Here is a 23,592-nt window from a genome sequence, read left to right as displayed (position 1 = left end):
CCCCCGAGTGAACGTTGGTCCTATATATGACTGTAAGTGAGGGTTTGTCCGTTCAGTGGGGAGGATTGCCGTGTTTTTAGGCGATAGTGCCATTCATTCGAAAAGCACTGTATTTGGCCTTTTTTCGGGAAAAACGCGCATAAGTCAGCGATTGGGGGATGGGGTGGGCTGGAAGGCCGGGTAGCACGGCAGCGAGGGCACGTCCCAGTCGGCCGCCACCTCGCGCAGCAGCAGCCCCATCGTCTCCGCGAACGCCGGGTACTCCGTCAGCTCGCCCGCCTCCTCCCAGCGGTACCGGAGCAACTGGCGCAGCGTCGGGACCGGCCGCCGGATCCGGTGCGTGGGACGGTCCGGCGTGCTGCGCGGCAGCAGGTGCACCGTCGCGTTCACCGTCCAGGCCGCGACCGCCCGCCGTACCCCCGGCCGCCACAGGCCGTCGTCCGCCAGCGGCGGGTACACCTCCGCCACCTCGGCCCGGTAGGCGTCCTCCACCTGCGCCGCGACGTCCCCGGGCAGCCGGAAGACGCACCAGCAACTGGAGAACGGCATGCGGAAGTAGGCGGCCGTCAGGAAGACCGGGGCGAAGGACGCGCTCTCGAAGTCGATCAGGACCGGGCCGTCCGGGGTGAGCAGCACGTTGTCGGCGCAGGTGTCCCCCGGCGTGAAGGCGCTGAACTCCGGCCCGCTCACCGCCCCGATCGCCTCCAGGTCCGCCGCCAGCCCGTCCGGCGCGGTGATCCCCGTCCCGGCGAGCAGCGCGAGCAGCCCGTCCGCGTCCTCCGCGAGCCACGGCTCCTCATCCCACCCCGGCACGCCCTTGTGGAACCGCGCACGCAGCCCGGTGAACCGCCGGCGGTGGCGCACCGACTCCGCCGCCAACCGGCCGAGCGTCGCCGCCCAGCTCAGCAGCCCCTCCCGCGCGGCCCCGGCGTCGCCGCCGAGCAGCACGTCCACCAGCGTCGGCAGGTCCCCCAGGTCCCGCATCACGACCATCGGGTACTCCGGGTCCACGCCCAGCAACTCCGGCCCGGCGACCCCCAGCGACAACCCCGCCGCCTCGGAGGTGAACGCTCTCAGCGCGTCCCGCTCCCCGGTGTAGGCTTTCACGATCACGCTCCCGCCCGCCGCCGTACGGCAGCGCAACACGGTGCTGCGCGGGTTGCCTCCCAGATCCACCGGGTCGGACAGTTCCGTCCCCATGAGCGCCCCGGCGGCCCGCATAATCGCTTCCATCCGCGCATCCTCGCACCGCCCGTCTCGCGGCCGCACGCCATTTCCCGCCGCTCGCCGGGCCGGGCCGAGCCGCGGCACCGGGGCGGCGGGATGCGCCGGGCGTGGTGGTGGCCGAGGGAAGGACGTACGGGCGTGAGCGTGGAGGCCGTGGTTCCGGCGGGAGTGCGGGAACGGGTCGCGGAGCTGGTGAAGGCGGGGGAGACACCCGCCTTCGTCTACGACCTGGCCGGGTTGCGGGAGCACGCCGGGCGGGTGCGGGCGGCCTTCGCCGCCGGGCCGGTGGAGGTGTTCTACGCGGCCAAGGCCAACGCGGACGCGCCCGTGCTGCGGGCTCTCGCGCCCCACGTGCACGGGATCGAGGTGTCCTCAGGGGGTGAGCTGGCCCACGTGCGCGACGTGCTGCCGGAGGCGCCGCTCGCGTTCGGCGGGCCGGGCAAGACCCCGGCGGAGCTGGCCGCGGCGGTGGCGGCGGGGGCGCGGATCCACGTGGAGAGCCCGGCCGAGCTGGCCCGGCTGGGCGCGCTGGGCGAGCCGGTGGAGGTGCTGCTGAGGGCCAACCCGCCCCTCGCGGTCGCGGACGCGGCCCTGGCGATGGGCGGCGCGGCCACGCCGTTCGGCATGGACGAGACGCAGCTCGCCGCCTGCGCGGACCTGCTCCGCGACACCCCCTCGGTACGCGTGCGCGGCCTGCACGCGCACCTGGCCTCCGGACTGGACGCGCCGCAGCTGGTGAAGCTGGCCGCCCGCCTCCTGGACTGGGGCAGGGACTGGTGCGACCGGTACGGCGTCGCCGGCCCGGAGTTCAACCTGGGCGGCGGGATGGGCGTGGACTACGGCGACCCCGGGCGGCTCTTCGACTGGGCGGCGTACGCGTCCGGGCTGGGCGGCCTGGCCGGGGCCGGCGAGCGGCTGCGGATCGAGCCCGGCCGGGCGGTGACCGCCTACTGCGGGTTCTACGTGACCACGGTTCTGGACCTCAAACCGAGCCACGGCGAGTGGTTCGCGGTCCTCCAGGGCGGCACCCACCACCTGCGCACCCCCGTCACCAAGGGCCACGACCAGCCCTTCGCGGTGCTCCCCGGCGGCGGCGACCCACACCCTGGGTCACGCGAGCTGCCCCCGCCCGCCCGGCACGGCGCCCCGGTCACCCTGGTCGGGCAGCTGTGCACCCCGAAGGACGTCTTCGCCCGCGCGGTCACCGCCGGCCGCCTGGAGATCGGCGACACCGTCGTCTTCGCCATGTCCGGCGCCTACGCGTGGAACATCTCCCACCACGACTTCCTCATGCACCCCAAGCCCGCCTTCCACTACGTCGGCGGCTGACCGGGGATCAGCTGACCGGGCCCAGCTGATCGGGCTCAGCCGACCGGGCTCAGCGGTGCCGCAGGGCGCGGCGGACGACCCAGGCGACGGCGAGGAGGACGGCGAGCAGGCCGGCCACCGGGGCGAGGCGCTTGAGCAGCGGGCTGCCGGCGATCTCCAGCAGGTCGAGCGCCTCCTCCTCGGGCGTGCGCGAGGTGCGCGCCGTGCCGGTCGGGACGGTGTCCACCCGGGCCGGCGCGGCGTGCGCGGCCTCCTCGCGGACGCCGGTGTGGCGCGGCTCGGCGGGAACCGCGGACAGGTGCCGGGACTCCGCCGGCCTGCCCGGCTCCGGCCCGGCGGCCTTCCCCGCGTCCCGCTCCGCCTCGTCCCGTCCCGCCGCCTCGTCCCGCTCCGGGGCGGGCACGACGGCGGGCGGCGGGACCCGCCCGGCGCCCCCGGAGGGCTCGGCGTGCGCGGGGAGGTCGGGGTGGGCGGAGAGGAGGTCGGAGAGGTTGGCGGAGAAGCGGCCGATGAGCTTGCCTGCGACCTCGGCCATGACGCCCCTGCCGAACTGCGCGGGCCGGCCGGTCACGTTGAACGAGGTCTCCACGGTGACCTTGGTGGCGTCGCCCTCGGGGTGGAGCCGGGCGCGGATCGTCGCGTTCGTGGTCCCGGTGCCCCTGACCTCCTTGCCGGCCGCCCTGATGGAGACCGTGCGGGCGTCCTTGTCCACTTCCTCGAACACGGCGGTGCCCCGATAGGTGACCGTGATCGGGCCGACCTTCACCTTCATCCGGCCGGTGACCTCTTCACCCTCGACGGACTCCACGCTCGCCCCAGGAAGGCACGGCCCGACCCGCTCCACGTCGAGCAGGGTCGGCCACGCCTGCTCGACGGGCACCGGAACCGTGAACTCGTGCTCGAAACGCATCGCCATCGAACCGCTCCTTGGTGTGCCTATCCAGTGACAGTACGACTCCGCGTCGTCGATGAGTAGTCCTGTGCCCCGCAGGCGGGCCCGCATGCCGCAGGGGGAGAGGAGCGTCGCCCCTCTCCCCGGGCGCCCGGACGGAGGTCAGGCGCGGGCGGCGGCGCGCACCGCGCGGTGGGTGAGGGCTCTCGCGAGATGCCGCCGGTAGTCCGGCTGGGCGTGCAGGTCGGACGGGGGCGAGGAGCCCGCCGCCGCCTCCCCGCAGGCGTCCCTGATCGGGTCCGCGCCGCCGTCGTCCGGCGCGGCCGGGTGGATCCCGGCCCCGCGCAGCGCGTCCTCCACCCCGCGGGCCCGCAGCGGGGTCGGTCCCATGTTGGTCAGGCCGATCCGTGCCTCCTCGACGACGCCGTTCGACCGGCGCACGGCCGCCGCCACGCCGACGATCGCCCACGACTGGGCGGTCCGGTGGAACTTCTCGTAGTGGTATCCCCAGCCGGGTCCGAGCTTCGGCACCCGGATGCCGGTGAGGATCTCGTCCGGGGCGAGCGCGGGTTCCAGGTAGTCGACGAAGAACTCCGCCGCCGGGATCTCCCGTTCGCCGTTCGCCGAGCGGGCCGTGAACACGCAGTCCAGCGCCACCGCCACCGCGGGCAGGTCGCCCGCCGGGTCGGCGTGCGCCAGGGCTCCGCCGAACGTGCCGCGGTGCCGTACGGCCGGGTCGGCGACCGTGGCGGCGGCCAGCGCGACCAGCGGGCACGCGGCGTTGACCAGCGGCGAGCGCACCACGTCGTAGTGCGTGGCGCCCGCGCCGATGAAGACGTGGTCGCCGCCGTCGCGGATGTCGTGCAGCTCCGTCAGTCGGCCGACGTCGACGAGCGTGCTGGGGAAGGAGAGCCGCAGCCGGAGCAGCGGCAGCAGGGACTGGCCGCCGGCCAGCACCTTCGCGTCCTCGCCCGCGTCCGCGAGCGCCTCGCACGCCTCGGCGAGGGATTCCGGGCGGACATAGTCGAAGGCGGCGGGGATCATGCGGCACCTCCGCGCACACCGGCCAGGGTCCGCCATATCCGTTCCGGCGTGCACGGCATCCGCACGTCGTGCACGCCGTGCGGGCGCAGCGCGTCCACGATCGCGTTGACCACCGCGGGGGTGGACGCGATCGTGCCGGCCTCGCCGACGCCCTTGACGCCGAGCGGGTTGCTGGTGGCCGGGGTCTCCGTCCGGTCGGTCACGAAGTCCGGCAGGTCGGCGGCCGTGGGCATCAGGTAGTCGGCCATCGTCGTGGTCAGCAGGTTGCCGTCGGCGTCGTAGACGGCCTCCTCGAACAGCGCCTGCGCGATGCCCTGCGCCAGGCCGCCGTGCACCTGGCCCTCCACGATCAGCGGGTTGACCACCTTGCCGACGTCGTCCACCGCCACGTACGAGCGGATCCGGCTCTGCCCGGTCTCGGTGTCCACCTCGATCGCGCACAGGTGGGTCCCGTGCGGGTAGGAGAAGTTCTCCGGGTCGAAGGTGGCGTCCGCGTCCAGGGCGGGCTCGAACCCGTCGGGCAGGTCGTGCGCGGCGAAGACGGCCAGCGCGATCTCCTGGATGCTCCTGCCCGCGCCGGTGCCCCGCACCCGGAACGACCCCTCGGCGAACTCCAGATCCTCCGGCGACGCCTCCAGCAGGTGCGCCGCGACCTGCCTGGCCTTCTCCTTCACCTTGTCGCACGCCTGGAGCACCGCGACGCCGCCCACGGCCAGCGAGCGGGAGCCGTAGGTGTCCATGCCCCTGGGGGAGACGGCCGTGTCGCCGTGCATCACCGAGACGTCCTCGAACGGCACGCCGAGCGCGTCGGCGACGATCTGGCTCCACGCGGTCACGTGGCCCTGCCCGTGCGGGCTCGACCCGGTGACCACCTCGACCTTGCCGGTGGGCAGCATCCTGACCGAGGCGTGCTCCCAGCCGCCCGCGCCGTAGGACAGGCTGCCCAGCACCCGGCTCGGCGCCAGCCCGCACATCTCGGTGTAGGTGGACACGCCGATGCCGAGCTGCACCGGGTCCCGCCGCTCCCTGCGGTCGGCCTGCTCGGCGCGCAGCTTGTCGTACCCGAACAACGTCGTCGCCCGCTCCGTCGCCGCCTCGTAGTTGCCCGAGTCGTAGGTCAGGTTGGCGATCGTCGTGTAGGGGAACTCCTCGTGCCTGATCCAGTTGCGCCTGCGCAGCTCCAGCGGGTCGAGCCCGACCTCCGCGGCCAGCTCGTCCATGACCCGCTCCAGCGCGTACGTCGCCTCGGGACGGCCCGCGCCCCGGTAGGCGTCGGTCGGCATCTTGGTGGTGAAGACGCCGGTGCAGCCGAAGTCGTAGGCGTCCATCTTGTAGATCCCGTTGTACATGAACGCGCCGAGCAGCGGGATGCCCGGCGTCACCAGCATCAGGTAGGCGCCCATGTCGGCCAGCAGGTCCACCTTGATGCCGCGCAGCCGCCCGTCGCGCTCCGCCGCCACCGAGATGCGCTGGAGCTGGTCGCGGCCGTGGTGCACGGTCATGTTGCCCTCGGACCTGGACTCGGTCCACTTGACCGGCCGGCCGAGGCGCCTGGCGAGCAGCAGCGCGAGCACCTCCTCGGCGGTGACCTGGAGCTTGGAGCCGAACCCGCCGCCCACGTCCGGGGCGATCACCCGCAGCCTGTGCTCGGGGATGCCGGTGGTCAGCGCCAGCATCACCCGCAGGATGTGCGGGATCTGGGTCGCCGAGTAGAGCGTGAAGGCGTCGCCGTCGGTGGCCGCGACCACCGCCCGTGGCTCCATCGCGCTCGGGATCAGCCGTTGCTGCACGTACGTCCGGTCCACCACGACCGGCGCGTCGCGGAACGCCGCGTCGATGTCGCCGTTGCCGAACCGCCAGGTGAAGGCCCGGTTCCCGGCCTCGTGCACCTTCGGGGCCGTGTCGGTGAGCGCCTCGGCCATGTCGAGCACGGCGGGCAGCTCCTCGTACTCGATCTCGATCGCGGCGAGCGCGTCGGCGGCCTTGTACCGGTCGGTGGCGACCACGCAGGCCACCGCCTCGCCCACGTACCTGACCTCGTGCACCGCCATCGGCGGATGGTCGGGGATCACCACGTCCTCGCTGACCGGCCACGCGCACGGCAGGCTGCCCTGCTCCTGCGCGAAGTCCCGGCCGCTGAAGGCCGCGACGACGCCCGGCTCGCGCCGCGCGGGGCCGGTGTCCACCCGGACGATCCGGGCGTGCGCCATCGGGCTGCGCAGGTAGGCGACGTAGAGCATGCCGGGAAGCTGGATGTTGTCGGTCCACTGGGTACGCCCGGTGATCAGGCGGGCGTCCTCCTTGCGGCGACGGGCACTGCCCACCTCGGTCATGACGCGCTCACCTCCCGGCCGCTCATCGCCTGGGCGCCGCGTCGTACGGCGCGCACGATGTTGCAGTAGCCCGTGCACCGGCACAGGTTGCCCTCAAGCCCTTCGCGGACGGCCTCCTCTGAGGGGTCGGGGTCCTCCTTGAGCAGGTCGAGCGCCGCCATGATCATGCCGGGCGTGCAGTAGCCGCACTGGAGCGCGTGCTCCTCGTGGAAGGCGGTCTGCAGAGGGTGCAGCCGGCCGTCGGCGGCGAGCCCCTCGATGGTGAGGACGTCGCAGCCGTCGGCCTGGACGGCGAGCACGGAGCAGCTCTTGGCGCTCCTGCCGTCGAGCATCACGGTGCAGGCGCCGCAGTTGGTCGTGTCGCAGCCGATCGGGGTGCCGGTCCTGCCCAGGCGGTCCCTCAGCAGGTGCACGAGGAGGAGCCGCGGTTCCACCTCTTCCTCGTACGTGACGCCGTCGACGGTGACGGTGATTCGTGGCATACGTCCTCCAAGCGCGAGGTGCTGAGCGCGAGCGCACCTACGGGGGGTAGGAGTGGTGAGAGCCGATAAGGCTGAAAGTACGCCGCTGTTCCCGCCGGTCAAGCCCCATACGATCGGCGGGACGCGTATTTGGTCCTTACCTGTGGCGTATTTGGCCTTGTCGACGGCCGCCTGGATCCCACTCCGTCCCGTAGACGGTCACTTCCTGCGCGTCACCCGCGCGATGACCGCCACGAACCCCGCCAGGCCCAGCCCGGCCACCAGCGCGGGCAGCGCCGTCGTCAGCGGATCGCCGATGTCGCCGCCGACGAACCCGATGCCGAGCACGATGAACAGGATCCCGCTCAGCAGCGCCATCCAGTCGGTCCGGTGCACCCGGCGCGGGCGCTCCTCCCGCGACTCCCAGACGTCGCCGTACGGATGCTGGGGCTCATGCGCCACGGCGCACCTCCAGGTCCCCCACGCCCGCGGTGAGACGCAGCACGACGGTCGCCACCTGCCCGTCCGGCGGCACCTCGGGAGCGAGTGTGGTGTTGAACCTGACCTGCGACCCGCCGCGCATCGACTGGTCCACCGTGATGTCGCCGACCCGGTTGGTCGCGAACACCTCCGCCCGCACGTCCGGCGGCAGGATCACCTCCAGGCTGCCCACCGACACCGAACCGGTGACCTCCGTCCGCGAGCCCGGCGGCGGGTCCAGCGCGGTCAGGTCCAGCCGGCCCTCGCCGACCCCCACCTGGAACGGCGTCGCGACCGCCGCGACGCTGATCGGCCGCCACGCGCGGCTGCCGATGTTCTCCGGCACGCCGCCCACGGTCGAGGAGACGATGAGCGCGAGCGTCACCAGCGTCCCGGCCACCACCAGCCCGGCCCCGCGCCCGAACCACGCGGCGACCAGCAGGCCCGCGCCGATCGTGAGCAGCACCGCTCCGCCGGCGACCGGCACGCTGACCGCGTCTCCCGACGCTGACTGGACCGCCATGACGATCCCTCCCACGAGGATGGCGAGAAACACGGTGATCGTGCCGAGGAAGGTCCGCGGCCGCCGGGGCCGCCGGGGCCGCCGCGCCGGGGCGGCCGGGTAGGGACCCGGGAAGCCCTCCCGCCGCCGCGGATCCAGCGGCTGGTAGGGCCCGTAGGGCGCGAACGGCGCCCCCGTCGAGTCGTACGCCGCCGTCACCGGGTACCGCGGCCGGTCGTCGGCCGCCGGGTACGTCCGGGTCGGCGGCGTCCGCGTCGCCGGGTTGTCCTGCGGCAGGGTGTCGTGCGTGGTCTGTGCGGCGGGCGCGTCCTGTGGCTCCGGCGGCGTGGCGACACCGGCGCCGCGGTACGCCTCCGGGCCGAGGTGCGCGGGCATGTCCTGCGGCGGGCCGTACGGGGGCGGGTTGTCCGGCCGCGGGCCGTACGGCGGCGGGTCGTGCGGCGGGTCGTGCGGCGGGTCGTGCGGCGGAGGCGGGGCCTGGGTGCCGTACCGGGACGTCGTGTCCTGGGGGTGGTCATGCGGTCGGGCGGGAGCGGCGGGGCGGGACGGGGCGAAGGCCGCGTCCGGCGCGCCGGCGAAGTCGGCGGACCCCGCGTGGACCGGCGCGGGCTGACCCGCACGCGAGCCCTTCCTGCCGGTGATCCGGTCGGGCATCGAGCGGAGCAGGGCGAGGATGTCCACCCCGCCCGAGTGCGCCGCCAGCAGCGCCACGGCGAACAGCGTGCCGACCACGAGCGTGCCGGGGCCGATGCCGCCCGAGGCCAGGTTGACGACCAGGCCGAGCGCGAAGACGCCGCACAGCAGCGCCATCACGCTCTCGGCGTCGAAGGACCGGTGCGTGAACTGCTCCGCGTAACCGGGACGGCCGTCGCTGTCGCGCATCAGCAGGAACGCCGCGATGTACAGCAGCACGCCGATGCCCGACCCCAGCACCAGCACCCCGAAACCGACCCGGAGCAGGATGGGATCGACGCCCATGTACCGCCCGAGCCCCGCGCACACCCCGGTCAGCAGCCGTCCCTCGGAGCTCTTGGCCAGCACCTTCTCCGCACCCGGCCACTGCCCGGCCTGCTCACCCTGCCCCGTGGCGCCCTGCCCTGTGGCGCCCTGCCCTGTGGCGCCCTGTCCTGCGGCGGTCTGTCCGGAAAGGCCCGGGTCGGCGGCGCTTTCTCCGGCGGTTTTCTGTCCGGGGGCGCCTGGGTGGGCGGTGGTGGCGTGCTCGCGGGCGCCGGGCTCGGGGGCCTCGGCGGGCGGGGGGCCGTCGTGGCTCGCCGGGGCCGTGGCGTCGCGGTCGTCGCGGGCGTCGTTCCCGGTGTCGGTCATGGGTCCATCGTGGTCCCCGGCAGGGTAGCGTCGCATCCGGGACACCCCTGAGTCTTCCCCGAGCGGTGACCGGCCGGTCAGGGACGCATCAGGGGAACGCCTGATGCGCTCGTCCCAGGAGCGTGTGACCATGCTGACATATGGCTGACCGACCGACATTCCGCGACGCGCCCCCCGCCTCCCCGCCGGAGGCCGAGGACGCACCCTTCCCCCGGTTGACGCGACCGGTCGAGGGGCGGCTCGTCGCGGGCGTGGCCCAGGGCGCCGCCCAGCAGCTCGGCCTCGACCCGGTGGTCATCCGGCTCGCGTTCGTGCTGCTGACCGTGGTCAGCGGGATCGGCGTGGTGGCCTACGTGGCGCTGTGGGTGTTCACCCCGCGCCGGCCGTTCGAGGGGCACGAGCCGCCGCGGGACTGGAGCCAGTTCACCGCCTTCGCCGCGATCGGGCTCGCGCTGACCGGGTTCGGCTGGCTGACCGGCACCCCGACCGGGGGGTTCGGCACCTGGCCGATCGCGGTGGGCGGGATCGGCGCGCTCATCCTGTGGCAGCAGGCCGCGCCCGACCGGCGCAAACGCTGGATGAGCGGCGCGGTGCGCGGCGTGCGGCACAACTGGATCCGCTCGGCGCTCGGCATGGGCCTGGTGGTCATCGGCGGCATCGGCTTCCTCGCCGTGCGCGGCGAGTGGGTCCGCCCCGGCCTGCTGTTCACCGCCGTCGTGGTCGGCGGCCTCGCGGTGATCGGCGCCCCCTGGCTGGCCGGCCTGTGGCGGGAGCTCCAGCTTGAGCGCCGCGAGCGCATCCGCCAGGAGGAGCGCGCCGAGGTCGCCGCGCACGTGCACGACTCGGTGCTGCACACGCTCACCCTCATCCAGCGCAACGCGAACGACCCGCGCGAGGTCCAGCGCCTCGCCCGCGCCCAGGAGCGCGAGCTGCGCAACTGGCTCTACCAGCCCGTCCAGAACGCCGACGCCACGTTCGCCGGAGCCGTACGGCGGGCCGCGGCCGAGGAAGAGGACGCGCACGGCGTCCCGATCGAGATCGTCTGCGTCGGCGACCAGGACCTCGACGGCCCGCTGCGCGCGATGGTGCAGGCCGCCCGGCAGGCTATGGTCAATGCGGCGAAGTACTCCGGCGCGTCGGTGGTGTCCGTCTACGCGGAGGCCGAGCCGGAAGAGGCGACCATCTTCGTCCGGGATCGAGGCAAGGGCTTCGACCTGGACGAGGTGCCCCTCGACCGGATGGGCATCCGCGAGTCCATCATCGGGCGGATGGAGCGCAACGGCGGGACCGCCCGCGTGCGCACCGCGCCGGGTGAGGGAACGGAGATCATGTTGACCATGAAGCTGGAGCGGCTGTGACCACCAAGGTTCTTATCGTGGACGACCACCGGCTCTTCAGGTCCGGGGTGCGGGCCGAACTCGGCGACTCGATCGAGGTGGTCGGGGAGGCCGAGGACGTCGAGTCCGCGGTCAAGGCGATCGCCGAGCTCCGGCCGGACGTCGTGCTCCTCGACGTGCACATGCCGGGCGGCGGCGGCCAGGAGGTGCTGCGCCGGGTGCTCGGCTCCGGCTCGCAGGTCCGCTTCCTCGCGCTGTCCGTCTCCGACGCCGCCGAGGACGTCATCGGCGTCATCCGCGGCGGCGCCCGGGGTTACGTCACCAAGAACATCAGCGGCAACGAGCTCACCGAGGCCATCCGCCGGGTCGCCGAGGGCGACGCCGTGTTCTCCCCGCGGCTCGCCGGCTTCGTGCTGGACGCCTTCGCCTCCTCCGAGGCGCCGCCGATCGACCCCGAGCTGGACTCCCTCACCCAGCGCGAGCGCGAGGTGCTCCGCCTGATCGCCCGCGGTTACGCCTACAAAGAGATCGCCAAGGAGCTGTTCATCTCGGTCAAGACGGTCGAGACGCACGTCTCCTCGGTGTTGCGGAAACTCCAGCTCTCCAACCGTCACGAGCTTTCCCGATGGGCCACCGCGCGGCGCCTCGTCTGAGGTTCCGCTTTTCCGGTGAATTCCGCCGGTGACCGCGCCGGATCGGATGTCGATTTTTCCGCGTGGGTGGCTGCCGTTCTTCGTCGTCATTGGAATAATCGGCGGTGCCGGACAATGGGCCCGGCGTCCTCGCGTATTCGCGCGGGCAACCGTGCCCACCGGCATTCCCTGCTCGCGCCGAGACGCCGGGAGGTCGTCATGCGGGGGGTTATACCGGAGATCGCCTGGGCGCCGCGGGGCGCCTGCCGGGACAGCGATCCGGACCTTTTCTTTCCGCTCACCTCTTCCGCCGAGCAGGAGGAGCGGGCGAAAGGCGTCTGCGCCGGCTGCCAGGTGCTCGCCGACTGCCGGGAGTACGCGCTCCGCACCGGCGAGCCCGACGGCATCTGGGGCGGCCTCACCGTCGAGGAGCGGCGGCGGGCCCGGTTCCCCGGCGGATGGCAGCACGCCACGGCGGGCCGCTGACGTAGCGTGCGAGGGTGACCTTAGGACGATCCGTGGCCGTGCTGGCCGCCGCCAACGTGCTGAACAACCGGGTCGCCCCGCGGCTCGGCCCGCTGACCTCGGCACTCGCCACCGGCGCGCTGGTGGCCATGGCCAGGAGGTCCGGGCTGAGCTGGGAGGAGCTCGGCTTCCACCGTTCCGGCCGGGGCGCGCGCACCGGCCTCGCGCTCGCCGCCGCCGTGGCCGGGGTGTACACGGTGGGCGTCTCGTTGCCGGCCACCCGCAGGTTCTTCCAGGACGAGCGCGCCCTCGGGCTCTCCCGGGCGCGGGTGCTGGAGGAGGCCCTGCTCCAGGTGCCCGTCGGCACCGTGCTGCTGGAGGAGGTCGGCTTCCGCGGCGTTGTGTACGGCCTGGTGGCCCGCTCGCACGGCACCGGCGCGGCCACCGCCGCCTCCTCGCTGCTCTTCGGCCTCTGGCACGTGCTGCCGGCGATCGACATGGCCGGCGCCAACCCCGCTCTCGGCCACCTGACCGCGGGGAAGGGCGTCGAGGAGATCGCCGGGGAGGTGCGTCACCCCGGCACGGAGCCCGCCCCGCAGGAGGCGCCGGGCCGCGCCGACGTGGTCCGCGTGGTCGCGGGCAGCGTCGCGATCACGGCCGCGGCCGGCGTCCTCTTCTGCGAGCTGCGCAGGCGTGAGGGCCTGCTCGCGCCGTCCCTGCTGCACACGGCCACCAACTCGCTGGGCTACGTCTTCGCCCGCCTGTCCAGGCGGCTGGCGCCCCCCGGCGAGGTCAGCCGGTGACGACCCGCTGGAACGCCTCGGCGTAGCGCCCCTCGCCGAGGCCGCCGAGCCGGGCCGTCTCGCCGAAGCGCGCCCTGACGAACGCGTCGAGGTCGTCCCGGTGCGCCACCTGGCTCACGTGCGCGCGCAGCGCGGCGATCTTGTGCTCCAGCGTGGCCGTGATGTCCACGTAATGGTCGGGGGAGGGGCCGCCGGTCAGCCACACCTCGCGGACCGTCCAGGCGTCGAGCCCCTCGTCGGTCAGCAGCTCGGGGAAGGTGTAGGGGTTGCGCGCGTCGGGATACACCGCGTCGAGGGTGGAGCCGCCGACCGCGCGGTGGTCGGGGTGGCTGGGGAAGACGACCGCGTAGTTGCGCTCCGGGCTGTGCGTGATCACCAGGTCGGGCCGCACCTGGCGGATCACCCGGGTGATGTCGCGGCGCAGGCCGAGGCTCTGCTCCACGAGGCCGTCGGCGTAGCCGAGGAAGCGCACGTCGCTCACGCCCACCGCCTTGGCGGCGGCCGTCTGCTCGGCGCGGCGCAGCTCGCTCATCCCGCCGTTGTCCAGCTCCCGGTCGAAACCGCCGGCGTCGCCCGCGGTCACCAGGCAGTAACTCACCTCGACGCCGCGCCCGGTGAGCGACGCGATCGTGCCGGCCGCGCCGAAGTCCACGTCGTCCGGATGGGCGGTCACCACCAGAACCCGGTTGACCTCGTTGTCCTCCAGCACGGTCCCTCCTCGCACGATCTCTCCGGACTGTTCGCGGCAACGCCGCGACCACCGCGACTATTCCAGCCCTGGCCCCGGTTGTCGGTGGGCGGCCATAACCTAGGGACGTGCCCACCCGAACCTCTGTCGACCACCCCTTGCTCGACGGTCTCAACCCGCAACAGCGCGAGGCCGTCGTCCATCACGGCTCGCCCCTGCTCATCGTCGCCGGGGCAGGTTCGGGCAAGACGAGGGTGCTGACCCATCGCATCGCCTACCTGCTGGCCGAGCGGCAGGTCCGGCCGCCGGAGATCCTCGCGATCACTTTCACCAACAAGGCCGCCAGGGAGATGAAGGAGCGGATCGACAAGCTCGTCGGCCCGCGCTCGGCCGCCATGTGGGTGATGACCTTCCACAGCGCGTGCGTGCGCATCCTGCGCAGCGAGGGCAGGCGTCTCGGCTTCCCGAGCAGCTTCACCATCTACGACCAGGCCGACTCCCAGCGGCTGATGGCGATGGTGTGCCGCGAGATGGACCTCGACCCCAAGCGTTACCCGCCGCGCTCGTTCTCCGCCCAGGTCAGCAACTTCAAGAACGAGCTGATCGACTACGAGACGGCGATCGACAAGGCGGGCACCCACCTGGAGAAGACCCTCGCCGAGGCATATCGCGGCTACCAGCAGCGGCTGACCGAGGCCGGCGCGATGGACTTCGACGACCTCATCATGCTCACGGTCAACCTGTTCCAGGCGTTCCCCGAGGTGGCCGAGCACTATCGGCGGCGGTTCCGGCACGTCCTCGTCGACGAATACCAGGACACCAACCACGCCCAGTACATGCTGATCCGCGAGCTGGTCGGCCTGCCGGAGGCGCGCACCGCCGACGGCGACGTGGTGCGCGAGGGCGTCGACCGGTCCGAGCTGTGCGTGGTCGGCGACGCCGACCAGTCGATCTACGCCTTCCGCGGCGCGACGATCCGCAACATCCTGGAGTTCGAGCGCGACTATCCCGACGCGCGCACGATCCTGCTGGAGCAGAACTACCGCTCCACCCAGACCATCCTGACCGCCGCCAACGCGGTGATCGCCCGCAACGAGGGCCGCAAACCGAAGAACCTCTGGTCCGACCAGGGCGCCGGTCCCAAGATCGTCGGCTATGTGGCGGACAACGAGCACGACGAGGCGATGTTCGTCGCCCAGGAGGTCGACCGGCTCAGCGACGACGACGGCGTGCAGCCGGGCCAGGTGGCGGTGTTCTACCGCACCAACGCGGCCTCCCGCGTCTTCGAGGAGATCTTCATCCGGACCGGCCTGCCGTACAAGGTCGTGGGTGGGGTGCGGTTCTACGAGCGCAGGGAGGTCCGGGACCTGCTGGCCTACCTGCGGCTGCTGGCCAACCCCAACGACGTGGTGTCGCTGCGCCGGGTGCTCAACGTGCCGAAGCGGGGCATCGGCGAGCGGGCCGAGGCGATGGTGGAGGCGTTCGCCTCGCGGGAGCGGATCCCGTTCTGGGAGGGGCTGCGGCGGGCCGAGGAGGCACCCGGCCTGGCGACCCGCTCGCTCAACGCGATCAAGGAGTTCGTCGCCCTCATCGAGGAGCTGCGCGGCAAGGCCGAGGGCCTCCCGCCTGCCGCCACCGCCGAGGAGGTGCTGACCAGCACCGGCTACCGCGCCGAGCTGGAGACCTCCGGCGACCCGCAGGACGAGAGCCGCCTGGAGAACCTCGACGAGCTGATCTCGGTCGCCGCGGAGTTCGAGGAGGCCAACCCGGAGGGCACGCTGGTCGACTTCCTGGAGCAGGTCTCGCTGGTGGCCGACGCCGACCAGATCCCCGAGGGCCACGAGGGCCAGGGGGTCGTCACGCTGATGACCCTGCACACCGCCAAGGGCCTGGAGTTCCCGGTGGTCTTCCTGACCGGGCTGGAGGACGGCGTCTTCCCGCACATGCGCTCGCTGCACGAGCCGCGGGAGCTGGAGGAGGAGCGCCGGCTCGCCTACGTCGGCATCACCCGCGCCCAGCAGCGCCTCTACCTGACCCGGGCCGCCGTCCGCAGCTCCTGGGGCGGCGCCCCCGCGTTCAACCCCGCCTCCCGCTTCGTCGCCGAGGTGCCCGTCGAGCTGCTCGACTGGCGCACCGACCCGGAGAAGACCGCCTGGCAGGCCGCCACCGCCCGCCGCGACCCTGCCCCGGCGCGGAAGACCTCCGCGGGCGGCAGACCCATCCCCAGCCTCGACCCGGGCGACCGCGTCACCCACGACGCCTTCGGCCTCGGCACGGTCGTCTCGGTGGACGGCGCGGGCGACAAGACCAAGGTCAAGATCGACTTCGGCACCGGCGGCGAGAAGACCCTCCTCCTCGCCTACGCCCCGCTCGAAAAGCTCTGACCTCCGTACGGCCACCGCGCCTCGCGACGCCCGCTGACCTCCGTACGGCCACCGCGCCTCGCGACGCCCGCTGACCTCCGTACGGCCGCCGAACCTCGTGGCGGCCGTACGGAGAGCGGATTACCTGGGTAGCGGGAGCAGCTCGACGGGCGGCTCGAACGTGAGCGCCTTGTCGAGTTCCTCCTCGCTGATCACCTGGGCGGCGGGCGGCGCCTTGACGGTGATCTTCGAGTTCCAGCCGCTGATCCGCAGATCGCTGGTCGAGGTCCTCCGGTCGGTGCGCAGGCCGACGGTCTTCTCCGTCCAGGAGCTCCAGACGCGTCGCGGAAGCTGGTCCTTGCCCAGCCACAGCCGCCAGGTGACCTTGAGCACGGCCGACTCGCCGACCGGCTTCTTGCCCAGGGCCTTGCGCAGCGTCGGCGACACCGCGTAGAGGTCGCCGAGTGCGGTGGTGCCCTGGTAGAGGGTGGTGCGGGTGCCGTCGATGGTGCTCGACGGGCGCTTCGTCGTCGCGCTCGTGACCAGCTTCCGCACCGTCGCCGGTTCGAAGACGTCGACCAGCCCGGAGGTCGTCCGGACGTCAATGATCGCTGAGGAGAGGAGGGAGTCGCGCTTGGGAGCGATCCAGTGCTTGCCCTCCGGGAGAAACTCGGCGAAAAGACCGCTCCGCAGGTACGCCTTGCCCTCGGAGATGATGTAGCGCGCCGGGGTCTCGTCCTTGGCGCCCACGCCGCTGGTGACGTCGACGGCGCGCAGGGAGCCCTTGGCGAACTCCAGCACGCCGTGGGACTGGTACTTGATGCCCGCGAGGGGCCCGGTGGACGCGTTCGTCTCGGTGAACCTCACCCCCTGCCGGCCGGCGAGCCTGCTCTTCAGCACGGCGGCGGGGTCGGGGGCGGCGGTGCTCGCGGCCGGTGCGGCCGCGGTGGCCACGGCGCTCGCGGGCAGCGCGGGAACGGCGGCCAGCGCGGGGGCCGCCACGGCCACCGCGAGCGCGGTGATCCATCGCTTCATGGGGGATTCCTTCTGGTTGCGGGGCCGTGGCCTCAGCCGGTCGTGGAGACCTCGCGGAACGCGTCCTCGATGTCGGTCTCGGTGTCGACCTGGGCGGCGGCCGGCGCCTTGACGGAGGGGCGGGTGCCCCAGCCGCTGTAGCGGGTGTCGCTCACCTCGCGCCAGGTCGCGGTCCGGCTGAGCTTCTCGGTCGTCGAGCTCACGACACGGCGCGGCAGGCCCTTGCCGTCCACCCAGAGCTGCCACTTCAGAACGGTCTTGGCCGCGGACTTGCTCAGCTTGCCGTGCAGCAGCCGGAAGGTCGGCGAGACCTTGTTCAGCTCGCCGAAGGTGGTGACGCCGGAGTAGAGCGTGGTACGGGCCCCGTCCACGACGCCGCCCGCGCTCTTGCGATCGACGTCGGCGAGCAGGGCCTTCAGCGTGTTCGGCTCGAGCACGTTGACCTGCTGGTAGGCCGTTCTCAACGGAGCGGCGTGCGACGCGCTGCGGGCGGTGCCCCAGGTCTTGCCGTCGGCGAGGACCGGCGTGAGCGCAGGGTTGGAGACGTAGGCCGTCTTGTTCTGCCAGATGATGCGGGTCGGCGAGGTGACCAGTTTCAGCAGGTCGACGTCCGACTCGTCATCCTCGAACTCCTCCGCGAGCCCCGTACGGACGGACTTGTCGTAGGAGGGGCGCACGGTCAGGTCGGACGCGGTCACGCCGTTGGCGCCGAACGCGTACAAGCCGGCCAGCCGCTCGGTGATGAGCGTCTTTCCGGACGAGGTCGCCTTGGAGATCTCGGTGACGCGCAGGCCGGTGCCGTTGTTGAACTGCTTCTTGAGGGCGTCCACCGGGTTGGCGGGCGCGGCCGCGGCCGCGGGGGAGACCGTGGTGACCGTGGCGAGCGCGGGCGCGACGAGCGTGGCGGCCAGTACGGCGATGAATCGCTTCATGGGAGTCATGTCTCTCGTTGGCTCGGGGACTTACGGGACGTGCGAAGGCCCGCCGGGGGAGCGGCGGGCCGGGACAGGTCCGGGGACCTGGGAAATTACTTGATCACGTTGAAGAGCTGCGGAAGCTCGGGGATCTCCTGGAGGGCGTCCTTCTCGGTGAGGACCTCCGCGGCCGGCGGCGTCTTGATGGTGAGGCGGGAGCCCCAGCCGGTGTAGCGGGTGTCCGACACGCTGCGCGTGGTGACGCCGGAGACCTTCTCGTCCGTGAAGTTGACCACGCGGCGCGGGAGGTTCTTGGCGTCCAGCCAGAGCTGCCAGTTGACGACGCTCTTGGCCTGGCTCTTGTCCAGCTTGCCGAGCTGACGCAGGGCGGGCGACACCTTGTACAGCTCGCCGTAGGTGAGCTTGCCGGTGTAGAGGGTGGTGCGGGCGCCGTCCACGTTGCCGCCGGGCTTCTTGCTGGAGACGTCGGAGAGGAGCGCCTTCAGCGTGGCCGGTTCGAGCACGTTGAGCGTCTGGGCGACGAGCACGCGACCGCCGAGCGTGGACGACGGCAGGCCGACCCAGCTCTTGCCCTCGGGGAGCACCGGCGCGATGGCCGGGGTGGAGAGATAGGTCCCCTTCTTGGTCGAGACGAGGCGCATCGGCGAGGTGATGATCTCCAGCAGGCTGACCTCGCCCTCTTCGGTTTCGCTCAACTCCTCCAGCGAGTCGCGCGTTTCGTCGTCGATCCTGAGACGCAGAGTGGTGTCCGACGCCGAGATGCCCGAGGCGCCGAACTGGTAGGCGCCCTTCACGTCAGCGAAGATGGACGACTTTCCGCCGATGATGCTCTTCTCGACGGTGAGGAACTTCACACCGGTGTTGCTCTTGAACTGGTTCTTCAGAGCGTCCACAGGATTGACAGGTGCGGCCGTTTGCGCGCTCGCCGGGGAGACCGTGGCGAGAGCGGGCGCGATAAGCGCAGCGGCCAGGATGGCGACCAATCGCCTCATGGATGACTTTCCTCCTGTAGTGCCTTCGGACCGCCCGAAAGGCATTGCCGACACATGATGGCGGAACATGATCACCCGTGCATCCGATATTTACAGATTTATCTAGAAAATCCGTGAATCGTGATCCCGGTCCCTCTTGGGGGGGTGCGGGTGCGCCCCGGTGGGACCGCGGCGGGTGGCGCGGTTACGCTGCGGGGGACGGGCACCACGTGTACGGAGGTTCTGTATGGACGCCACGGCAAGGATCCGGGTCGTCGTCGCCAAACCTGGCCTGGACGGGCACGATCGAGGTGTCAAGATCGTGGCGCGGGCGCTGCGCGACGCCGGGATGGAGGTCGTCTACACCGGGCTGCACCAGACCCCCGAGCAGATCGTGCAGACGGCTGTCCAGGAGGACGCGCAGGCGATCGGCCTGTCGATCCTGTCCGGCGCGCACATGACGCTCTTCGCCCGGGTGCTGGAGCTGCTGCGCGAGCAGGACGCCTCCGACATCGTGGTCTTCGGCGGCGGCATCATCCCCGAGGCCGACATGCCCGAGCTGGAGCGGCTCGGCGTGGCCCGGGTGTTCACCCCCGGCGCGACCACCCAGGAGATCGTCGAGTGGGTCCGGTCGGCGATACCGTCCCGCGTTTCGTGAGACGCCTGCGGTAATTTATGGGCCTTTGTCGTATCTGTCGAACTGCTGACCTGGGGTAAACCCGCCCCCGATGACCCGCGGGGGCCGTTGGGCGGCTAGGCTTCACAGGCGAAAACGCCAGGCTTTCGGCAGATCACGATGGCCCTGGGCCTGGCCCCGTGAAAGCACGGGCAACTGAACCAGATCAGCCGGACAAGCAAGGACGGACCCTCGTGGACCTGTTCGAACATCAGGCGAAGGAGCTCTTCGCGGCCTACGGCATCCCGGTGCCGCGCGGCGTCGTCGCCCACACGGCGGACGAGGCGCGCGCGGCTGCGGTCGAGCTCGCCGGCCGCGTCGTCGTCAAGGCCCAGGTCAAGACCGGTGGCCGTGGCAAGGCGGGCGGCGTGAAGCTCGCCGATGACGCGGCCGACGCCTACCAGAAGGCCACCGAGATCCTCGGCATGGACATCAAGGGCCACACGGTGCACAAGGTCCTGATCGAGGAGGCCAGCGCGATCGCGGAGGAGTACTACTTCTCCTTCCTGCTCGACCGCGCCAACCGCACCTTCCTGGCCATCTGCTCCGCGGCGGGCGGCATGGACATCGAAGAAGTCGCCCACACGGCGCCCGAGAAGGTCGCCAAGATCGCGATCTCCCCGCTGGACGGCGTCGACCGGGCCAAGGCCCGCGAGATCGCCGAGGCGGGCGGGCTCCCGGCCAACGCCCTGGAGGGCGCCGCCGAGCTCATCGAGAAGCTCTGGTGCGCCTTCGTGGACGAGGACGCCACCCTGGTCGAGGTCAACCCGATGATCCTGTCCGCCGACGGCCAGGTGAAGGCCCTCGACGGCAAGGTCACCCTCGACGACAACGCGCACTTCCGCCAGGCGGACCACGAGCGTTTCGTGGACGTGGCGGCGGAGGATCCGCTGGAGGCGCGGGCGAAGGAGAAGGGTCTCAACTACGTCAAGCTGGACGGGAGTGTGGGGATCATCGGCAATGGTGCGGGGCTGGTGATGTCGACGCTGGACGTGGTGGCGTATGCGGGTGAGGGGTTCGCGGGGTCGCCGCGGCCGGCGAACTTCCTGGATATCGGGGGTGGTGCGTCGGCGGAGGTGATGGCGAATGGTCTGGAGATCATTTTGTCGGATCCGTCGGTGCGGTCGGTGTTCGTGAACGTGTTCGGTGGGATCACGGCGTGTGATGCGGTGGCCGATGGTGTGGTGTCGGCGTTCCGGTTGCTGGAGGGTCGTGGTGAGGCGGTGAGTCGTCCGCTGGTGGTGCGGTTGGACGGGAACAACGCGGAGCTGGGGCGGCGGATTCTGGCGCAGGCGGCTTTGCCGGGTGTGGAGCTGGTGGACACGATGGATGATGCGGCTCGTCGGGCTGCCGATCTGGCTGCGGTGGGTGTATGATGGCGATCTGGCTGACCAAGGACTCGCGGATCATCGTTCAGGGGATGACGTGGTCGGAGGGTTCGAAGCACACGCGGCGGATGCTGGCTTCGGGTGCGCAGGTGGTCGGGGGGGTGAATGCGCGTAAGGCCGGCACGGTGCATGAGGGGTTGCCGGTGTTCGGTTCGGTGGCTGAGGCGATGTCGGTCACGGGGGCGGATGTGTCGGTGGTGTTCGTGCCGCCGGCGTTCACGAAGGATGCGGTGAAGGAGGCGGTGGATGCGCGGATTCCGTTGTGTGTGGTGATCACCGAGGGTGTTCCGGTGCATGACACGGCGGAGTTCTGGGCGTATGCGGTGGCGGCGGGTGGGGTGACGCGGGTTATCGGGCCGAACTGTCCGGGGATCGCGTCGCCTGGTGCGTCGAATGCGGGGATTATTCCTGCGGATATCACGTCGCCTGGTCGGGTGGGGTTGGTGTCGAAGTCGGGGACGTTGACGTATCAGCTGATGTATGAGCTGAGGGATCTGGGGTTCTCGACGGCGGTGGGGATCGGTGGGGATCCGGTGATCGGGACGACGCATATTGATGCGTTGGCGGCGTTTGAGGCGGATCCGGAGACCGATGCGATCGTGATGATCGGTGAGATCGGCGGGGATGCGGAGGAGCGGGCGGCGGCGTTCATCGAGAGGTCGGTGTCGAAGCCGGTGGTGGCGTATGTGGCGGGGTTCACGGCGCCGGAGGGTAAGACGATGGGTCATGCCGGGGCGATCGTGTCGGGGTCGGCTGGTACGGCTCAGGCGAAGAAGGAGGCGTTGGAGAAGGTCGGGGTGCGGGTGGGTAAGACGCCCAGCGAGACCGGCCGCCTCCTGCGCGAGGTGCTCCAGGCCCGCTGAGGCCCGTTTCGCGACGCGGACGCCCGGTGAGATCTCACCGGGCGTCCCACGCTTCCGGCGCATAATGCGGCCCTTCGGCGGGAGAGCCGTACCAAAAGGGGCTCAACACCGCGACACGCGGACGCAGGAACCCGGCGGAAGCCGTACACCCTGAGACCATCGACTACTGTGACGGCCCTTCTCGACCGGCTGCGGACGGCCCCCCGGAGCATGCTCAGCAGAATCCCCCTGCCCGGTGTCACCGACGACGACGACGTCCGCAGGCCGCTTCCCGTGTCGGGAATGCTCGCCGCGGCCTGGACCCTCGGCGTCGGGCTCGCGGTGCTCACCACGCTCACGCTGGTCGGCTGGATCGCGGCGCCGCGCTCGGCGGCGTTCGGCACCGGGCTGCCCGGCGTGTTCCGGACCGCGGCGCAGCTGTGGCTGGCCGCCCACCACGCCGGGTTCGCGATCCCCGGCGGCCGGGTCGGGCTGCTCCCGCTGGGCCTGATGGTGCTGCCGGCGCTGCTGCTCTACCGGGCGGCGCTGTGGATGGCCAGGGACGCCGACCTGCGGGTCCGGCTGCCCGCCCGGCTGCCCAAGGGCAGCCCCAAGGACATGGCGAGCGCCCGGCGCAGGGCCCAGCTCGTCCTGGTCGCCCAGGCGGGCATCTCGCTGGCCGCGCCGTACGCGCTGCTCGCCGGGCTGATCGCGCTGGTCGCGCGGAACGAGATCACCCAGCCCCACCTCGGCGAGGTCCTGGTCAGCCACCTGCTGCTGGCGTTCGTCGCCGGAGCGCTGGCCACGGCGCGGACGATCGGGCCGTGGCGGACCATGCTCCGCCTGCTGCCCGAGCGGGCGCGGGCCGTCACGATCGGCACCGCGGCCGCGCTGGCGATCATGCTGTCCGCCGGGCTGCTCCTGGTCCTCGGTTCGATCGTGGTCAACTTCGCCCAGGTCAGGGAGCTGTCCGACGGGCTCGCGCCGGGTGTCGTCGGCGGCACGCTGCTGCTCCTCGTGCAGGGCCTCTACCTGCTGAACGGCGTCGTGTGGGGGATGGCGTACATCGCCGGGCCCGGGTTCGCGATCGGCACCGGCACCCTCGTCGCGCCGACCGGCGTCCAGCTCGGCCACGTGCCCAGCCTGCCGGTGCTCGGCGCACTCCCGGACGCCGGGACGACCTCGCCGTGGGTCATGGCGGTGCTCGCCGTGCCGTTCGCGGCGGGCGCGGTGGGCGGCCTGCTCATCGTGCGCATCGCCCCGACGCCGTCGTACGAGATCGCGCCCCTGTGGGGGTTCGTCTGCGGGATCACCACCGGCGTCGCCGCGGGCGCGCTGGCCGCGCTGTCCGGCGGCCCGCTCGGCGACGGGCGGATGTCGGCGATCGGCCCCTCGCCGTGGGAGGTGATGCTCTCCGTCTCCCTGGAGGTCGGCGTCGCCGCGGGCATCGCCGCCGGGCTGTCCAACTGGTGGCTGGTCTTCCGCGCGGCCCGCGGCCACGCGCCCGCCCTGGCCCGGCTGGGTACGGCTGCCGCCCCCGTGCGCAAGGCCGGAGCGGCGATCGCCAAGGTGGCCAGCAGGGTCGGGTTCGCCGAGCCCGGCGAGCCGCACCGGCTGCCCGGCCACTGGATGGACGCCACCGAGACCGACACCCAGCCCATCCCGGTGGTCAGGGACGACTGGGTGGACGAGCACGCCTCGGCCGCCGCCGAACTGCTGGCCGACCCCGGCTTCCGCAAGGCCGACCAGCAACGCCCGCAGCGCCGCGACATCGTGGACGAGACCGACGACCGCGGCGGCCACGTGATCTACGTGGACCCCTACGCCTGGGACCGGGAGTGACCG

Annotated in this window: 21 protein-coding genes; 10 read left to right on the top strand and 11 right to left on the bottom strand. The window is 72.0% G+C overall.

Going from position 1 to position 23,592, the window contains the following annotated elements:
- Positions 1 to 144: 144 nt before the first annotated feature.
- Entirely contained in the window at positions 145 to 1,233 is a 1,089-nt protein-coding gene (locus tag QSK26_RS03215; protein WP_285773403.1) for a hypothetical protein, read from the bottom strand.
- Positions 1,234 to 1,365: 132 nt separating this feature from the next.
- Here QSK26_RS03215 and QSK26_RS03210 point away from each other — a divergent pair, with 132 nt between their 5' ends.
- A complete protein-coding gene (locus QSK26_RS03210) occupies positions 1,366 to 2,556 on the top strand; it encodes an alanine racemase (protein WP_285773402.1) in 1,191 nt (396 codons plus the stop codon).
- Between the two features lie 49 nt (positions 2,557 to 2,605).
- On the opposite strand, the gene QSK26_RS03205 is transcribed toward QSK26_RS03210, so the two are convergent.
- The 6 genes from QSK26_RS03205 to QSK26_RS03180 all read right to left on the bottom strand — a co-directional run bounded on the left by QSK26_RS03205 (position 2,606) and on the right by QSK26_RS03180 (position 9,612).
- Positions 2,606 to 3,472, bottom strand: a complete 867-nt coding sequence (locus QSK26_RS03205) for an SRPBCC family protein (RefSeq protein WP_285773401.1) — start codon at positions 3,470 to 3,472, stop codon at positions 2,606 to 2,608.
- A 138-nt stretch (positions 3,473 to 3,610) separates the two neighbouring features.
- A complete protein-coding gene (locus tag QSK26_RS03200) occupies positions 3,611 to 4,492 on the bottom strand; it encodes an FAD binding domain-containing protein (RefSeq protein ID WP_285773400.1) in 882 nt (293 codons plus the stop codon).
- Entirely contained in the window at positions 4,489 to 6,825 is a 2,337-nt protein-coding gene (locus QSK26_RS03195; protein WP_285773399.1) for a xanthine dehydrogenase family protein molybdopterin-binding subunit, read from the bottom strand. Before QSK26_RS03195 ends, QSK26_RS03200 begins: the two co-directional genes overlap by 4 nt.
- Positions 6,822 to 7,307 (bottom strand): (2Fe-2S)-binding protein, encoded by a 486-nt coding sequence (locus tag QSK26_RS03190; RefSeq protein ID WP_285773398.1) that lies wholly within the window; start codon positions 7,305 to 7,307, stop codon positions 6,822 to 6,824. The genes QSK26_RS03195 and QSK26_RS03190 overlap by 4 nt, the downstream gene beginning before the upstream one ends.
- Before the next feature lie 198 nt (positions 7,308 to 7,505).
- A complete protein-coding gene (locus QSK26_RS03185) occupies positions 7,506 to 7,748 on the bottom strand; it encodes a hypothetical protein (RefSeq protein WP_285773397.1) in 243 nt (80 codons plus the stop codon).
- Positions 7,738 to 9,612, bottom strand: a complete 1,875-nt coding sequence (locus QSK26_RS03180; protein ID WP_285773396.1) for a PspC domain-containing protein — start codon at positions 9,610 to 9,612, stop codon at positions 7,738 to 7,740. The genes QSK26_RS03185 and QSK26_RS03180 overlap by 11 nt, the downstream gene beginning before the upstream one ends.
- Positions 9,613 to 9,752: 140 nt before the next feature.
- On the opposite strand from QSK26_RS03180, the gene QSK26_RS03175 reads away from it, so the two are divergent.
- The 4 genes from QSK26_RS03175 to QSK26_RS03160 all read left to right on the top strand — a co-directional run bounded on the left by QSK26_RS03175 (position 9,753) and on the right by QSK26_RS03160 (position 12,849).
- Positions 9,753 to 10,970 (top strand): ATP-binding protein, encoded by a 1,218-nt coding sequence (locus tag QSK26_RS03175; RefSeq protein ID WP_285773395.1) that lies wholly within the window; start codon positions 9,753 to 9,755, stop codon positions 10,968 to 10,970.
- A complete protein-coding gene (locus QSK26_RS03170; RefSeq protein ID WP_285773394.1) occupies positions 10,967 to 11,602 on the top strand; it encodes a response regulator in 636 nt (211 codons plus the stop codon). The genes QSK26_RS03175 and QSK26_RS03170 overlap by 4 nt, the downstream gene beginning before the upstream one ends.
- Before the next feature lie 198 nt (positions 11,603 to 11,800).
- The gene (locus tag QSK26_RS03165; RefSeq protein WP_285773393.1) at positions 11,801 to 12,067 is read left to right on the top strand and encodes a WhiB family transcriptional regulator; all 267 of its coding nucleotides are present in this window, start codon (positions 11,801 to 11,803) and stop codon (positions 12,065 to 12,067) included.
- A gap of 14 nt (positions 12,068 to 12,081) precedes the next feature.
- Positions 12,082 to 12,849 carry a CPBP family intramembrane glutamic endopeptidase gene (locus tag QSK26_RS03160; protein WP_285773392.1) on the top strand — a complete coding sequence of 256 codons (768 nt, stop codon included), beginning with the start codon at positions 12,082 to 12,084 and terminating at the stop codon, positions 12,847 to 12,849.
- On the opposite strand, the gene QSK26_RS03155 is transcribed toward QSK26_RS03160, so the two are convergent.
- A complete protein-coding gene (locus tag QSK26_RS03155) occupies positions 12,839 to 13,558 on the bottom strand; it encodes a PIG-L deacetylase family protein (RefSeq protein ID WP_285773391.1) in 720 nt (239 codons plus the stop codon). The two genes, QSK26_RS03160 and QSK26_RS03155, sit on opposite strands and share 11 nt — an antisense overlap.
- A 137-nt stretch (positions 13,559 to 13,695) precedes the next feature.
- Between QSK26_RS03155 and pcrA the strand changes: the two genes are divergently transcribed.
- Positions 13,696 to 15,921, top strand: coding sequence for a DNA helicase PcrA (gene pcrA, locus QSK26_RS03150; protein ID WP_285773539.1), 2,226 nt, complete (start codon positions 13,696 to 13,698; stop codon positions 15,919 to 15,921).
- A gap of 120 nt (positions 15,922 to 16,041) precedes the next feature.
- On the opposite strand, the gene QSK26_RS03145 is transcribed toward pcrA, so the two are convergent.
- The 3 genes from QSK26_RS03145 to QSK26_RS03135 all read right to left on the bottom strand — a co-directional run bounded on the left by QSK26_RS03145 (position 16,042) and on the right by QSK26_RS03135 (position 18,763).
- A complete protein-coding gene (locus QSK26_RS03145; RefSeq protein ID WP_285773390.1) occupies positions 16,042 to 16,935 on the bottom strand; it encodes a hypothetical protein in 894 nt (297 codons plus the stop codon).
- Positions 16,936 to 16,967: 32 nt separating this feature from the next.
- Positions 16,968 to 17,867: a hypothetical protein gene (locus QSK26_RS03140; RefSeq protein WP_285773389.1), complete on the bottom strand. Its 900-nt coding sequence runs from the start codon at positions 17,865 to 17,867 to the stop codon at positions 16,968 to 16,970.
- A 95-nt stretch (positions 17,868 to 17,962) separates the two neighbouring features.
- Entirely contained in the window at positions 17,963 to 18,763 is an 801-nt protein-coding gene (locus QSK26_RS03135) for a hypothetical protein (protein ID WP_285773388.1), read from the bottom strand.
- Between the two features lie 325 nt (positions 18,764 to 19,088).
- On the opposite strand from QSK26_RS03135, the gene icmB reads away from it, so the two are divergent.
- The 4 genes from icmB (at position 19,089) to QSK26_RS03115 (ending at position 23,589) form a co-directional block, all read left to right on the top strand.
- Complete coding sequence (gene icmB / locus QSK26_RS03130) at positions 19,089 to 19,499, top strand: coenzyme B12-dependent isobutyryl CoA mutase small subunit (RefSeq protein ID WP_285773387.1); 411 nt, start codon at positions 19,089 to 19,091, stop codon at positions 19,497 to 19,499.
- A gap of 212 nt (positions 19,500 to 19,711) precedes the next feature.
- Positions 19,712 to 20,893 (top strand): ADP-forming succinate--CoA ligase subunit beta, encoded by a 1,182-nt coding sequence (sucC, locus tag QSK26_RS03125; protein ID WP_285773386.1) that lies wholly within the window; start codon positions 19,712 to 19,714, stop codon positions 20,891 to 20,893.
- Entirely contained in the window at positions 20,893 to 21,768 is an 876-nt protein-coding gene (gene sucD, locus QSK26_RS03120; protein WP_285773538.1) for a succinate--CoA ligase subunit alpha, read from the top strand. The genes sucC and sucD overlap by 1 nt, the downstream gene beginning before the upstream one ends.
- A 168-nt stretch (positions 21,769 to 21,936) precedes the next feature.
- Entirely contained in the window at positions 21,937 to 23,589 is a 1,653-nt protein-coding gene (locus QSK26_RS03115; protein WP_285773385.1) for a cell division protein PerM, read from the top strand.
- The last annotated feature ends 3 nt before the right edge of the window (positions 23,590 to 23,592 follow it).

This window comes from Microtetraspora sp. NBRC 13810 (assembly GCF_030268685.1).
GTDB lineage: Bacteria > Actinomycetota > Actinomycetes > Streptosporangiales > Streptosporangiaceae > BSRQ01.
Note: the sequence above shows the minus strand (reverse complement) of the source record. Positions and strands in the feature narration are given on the sequence as shown.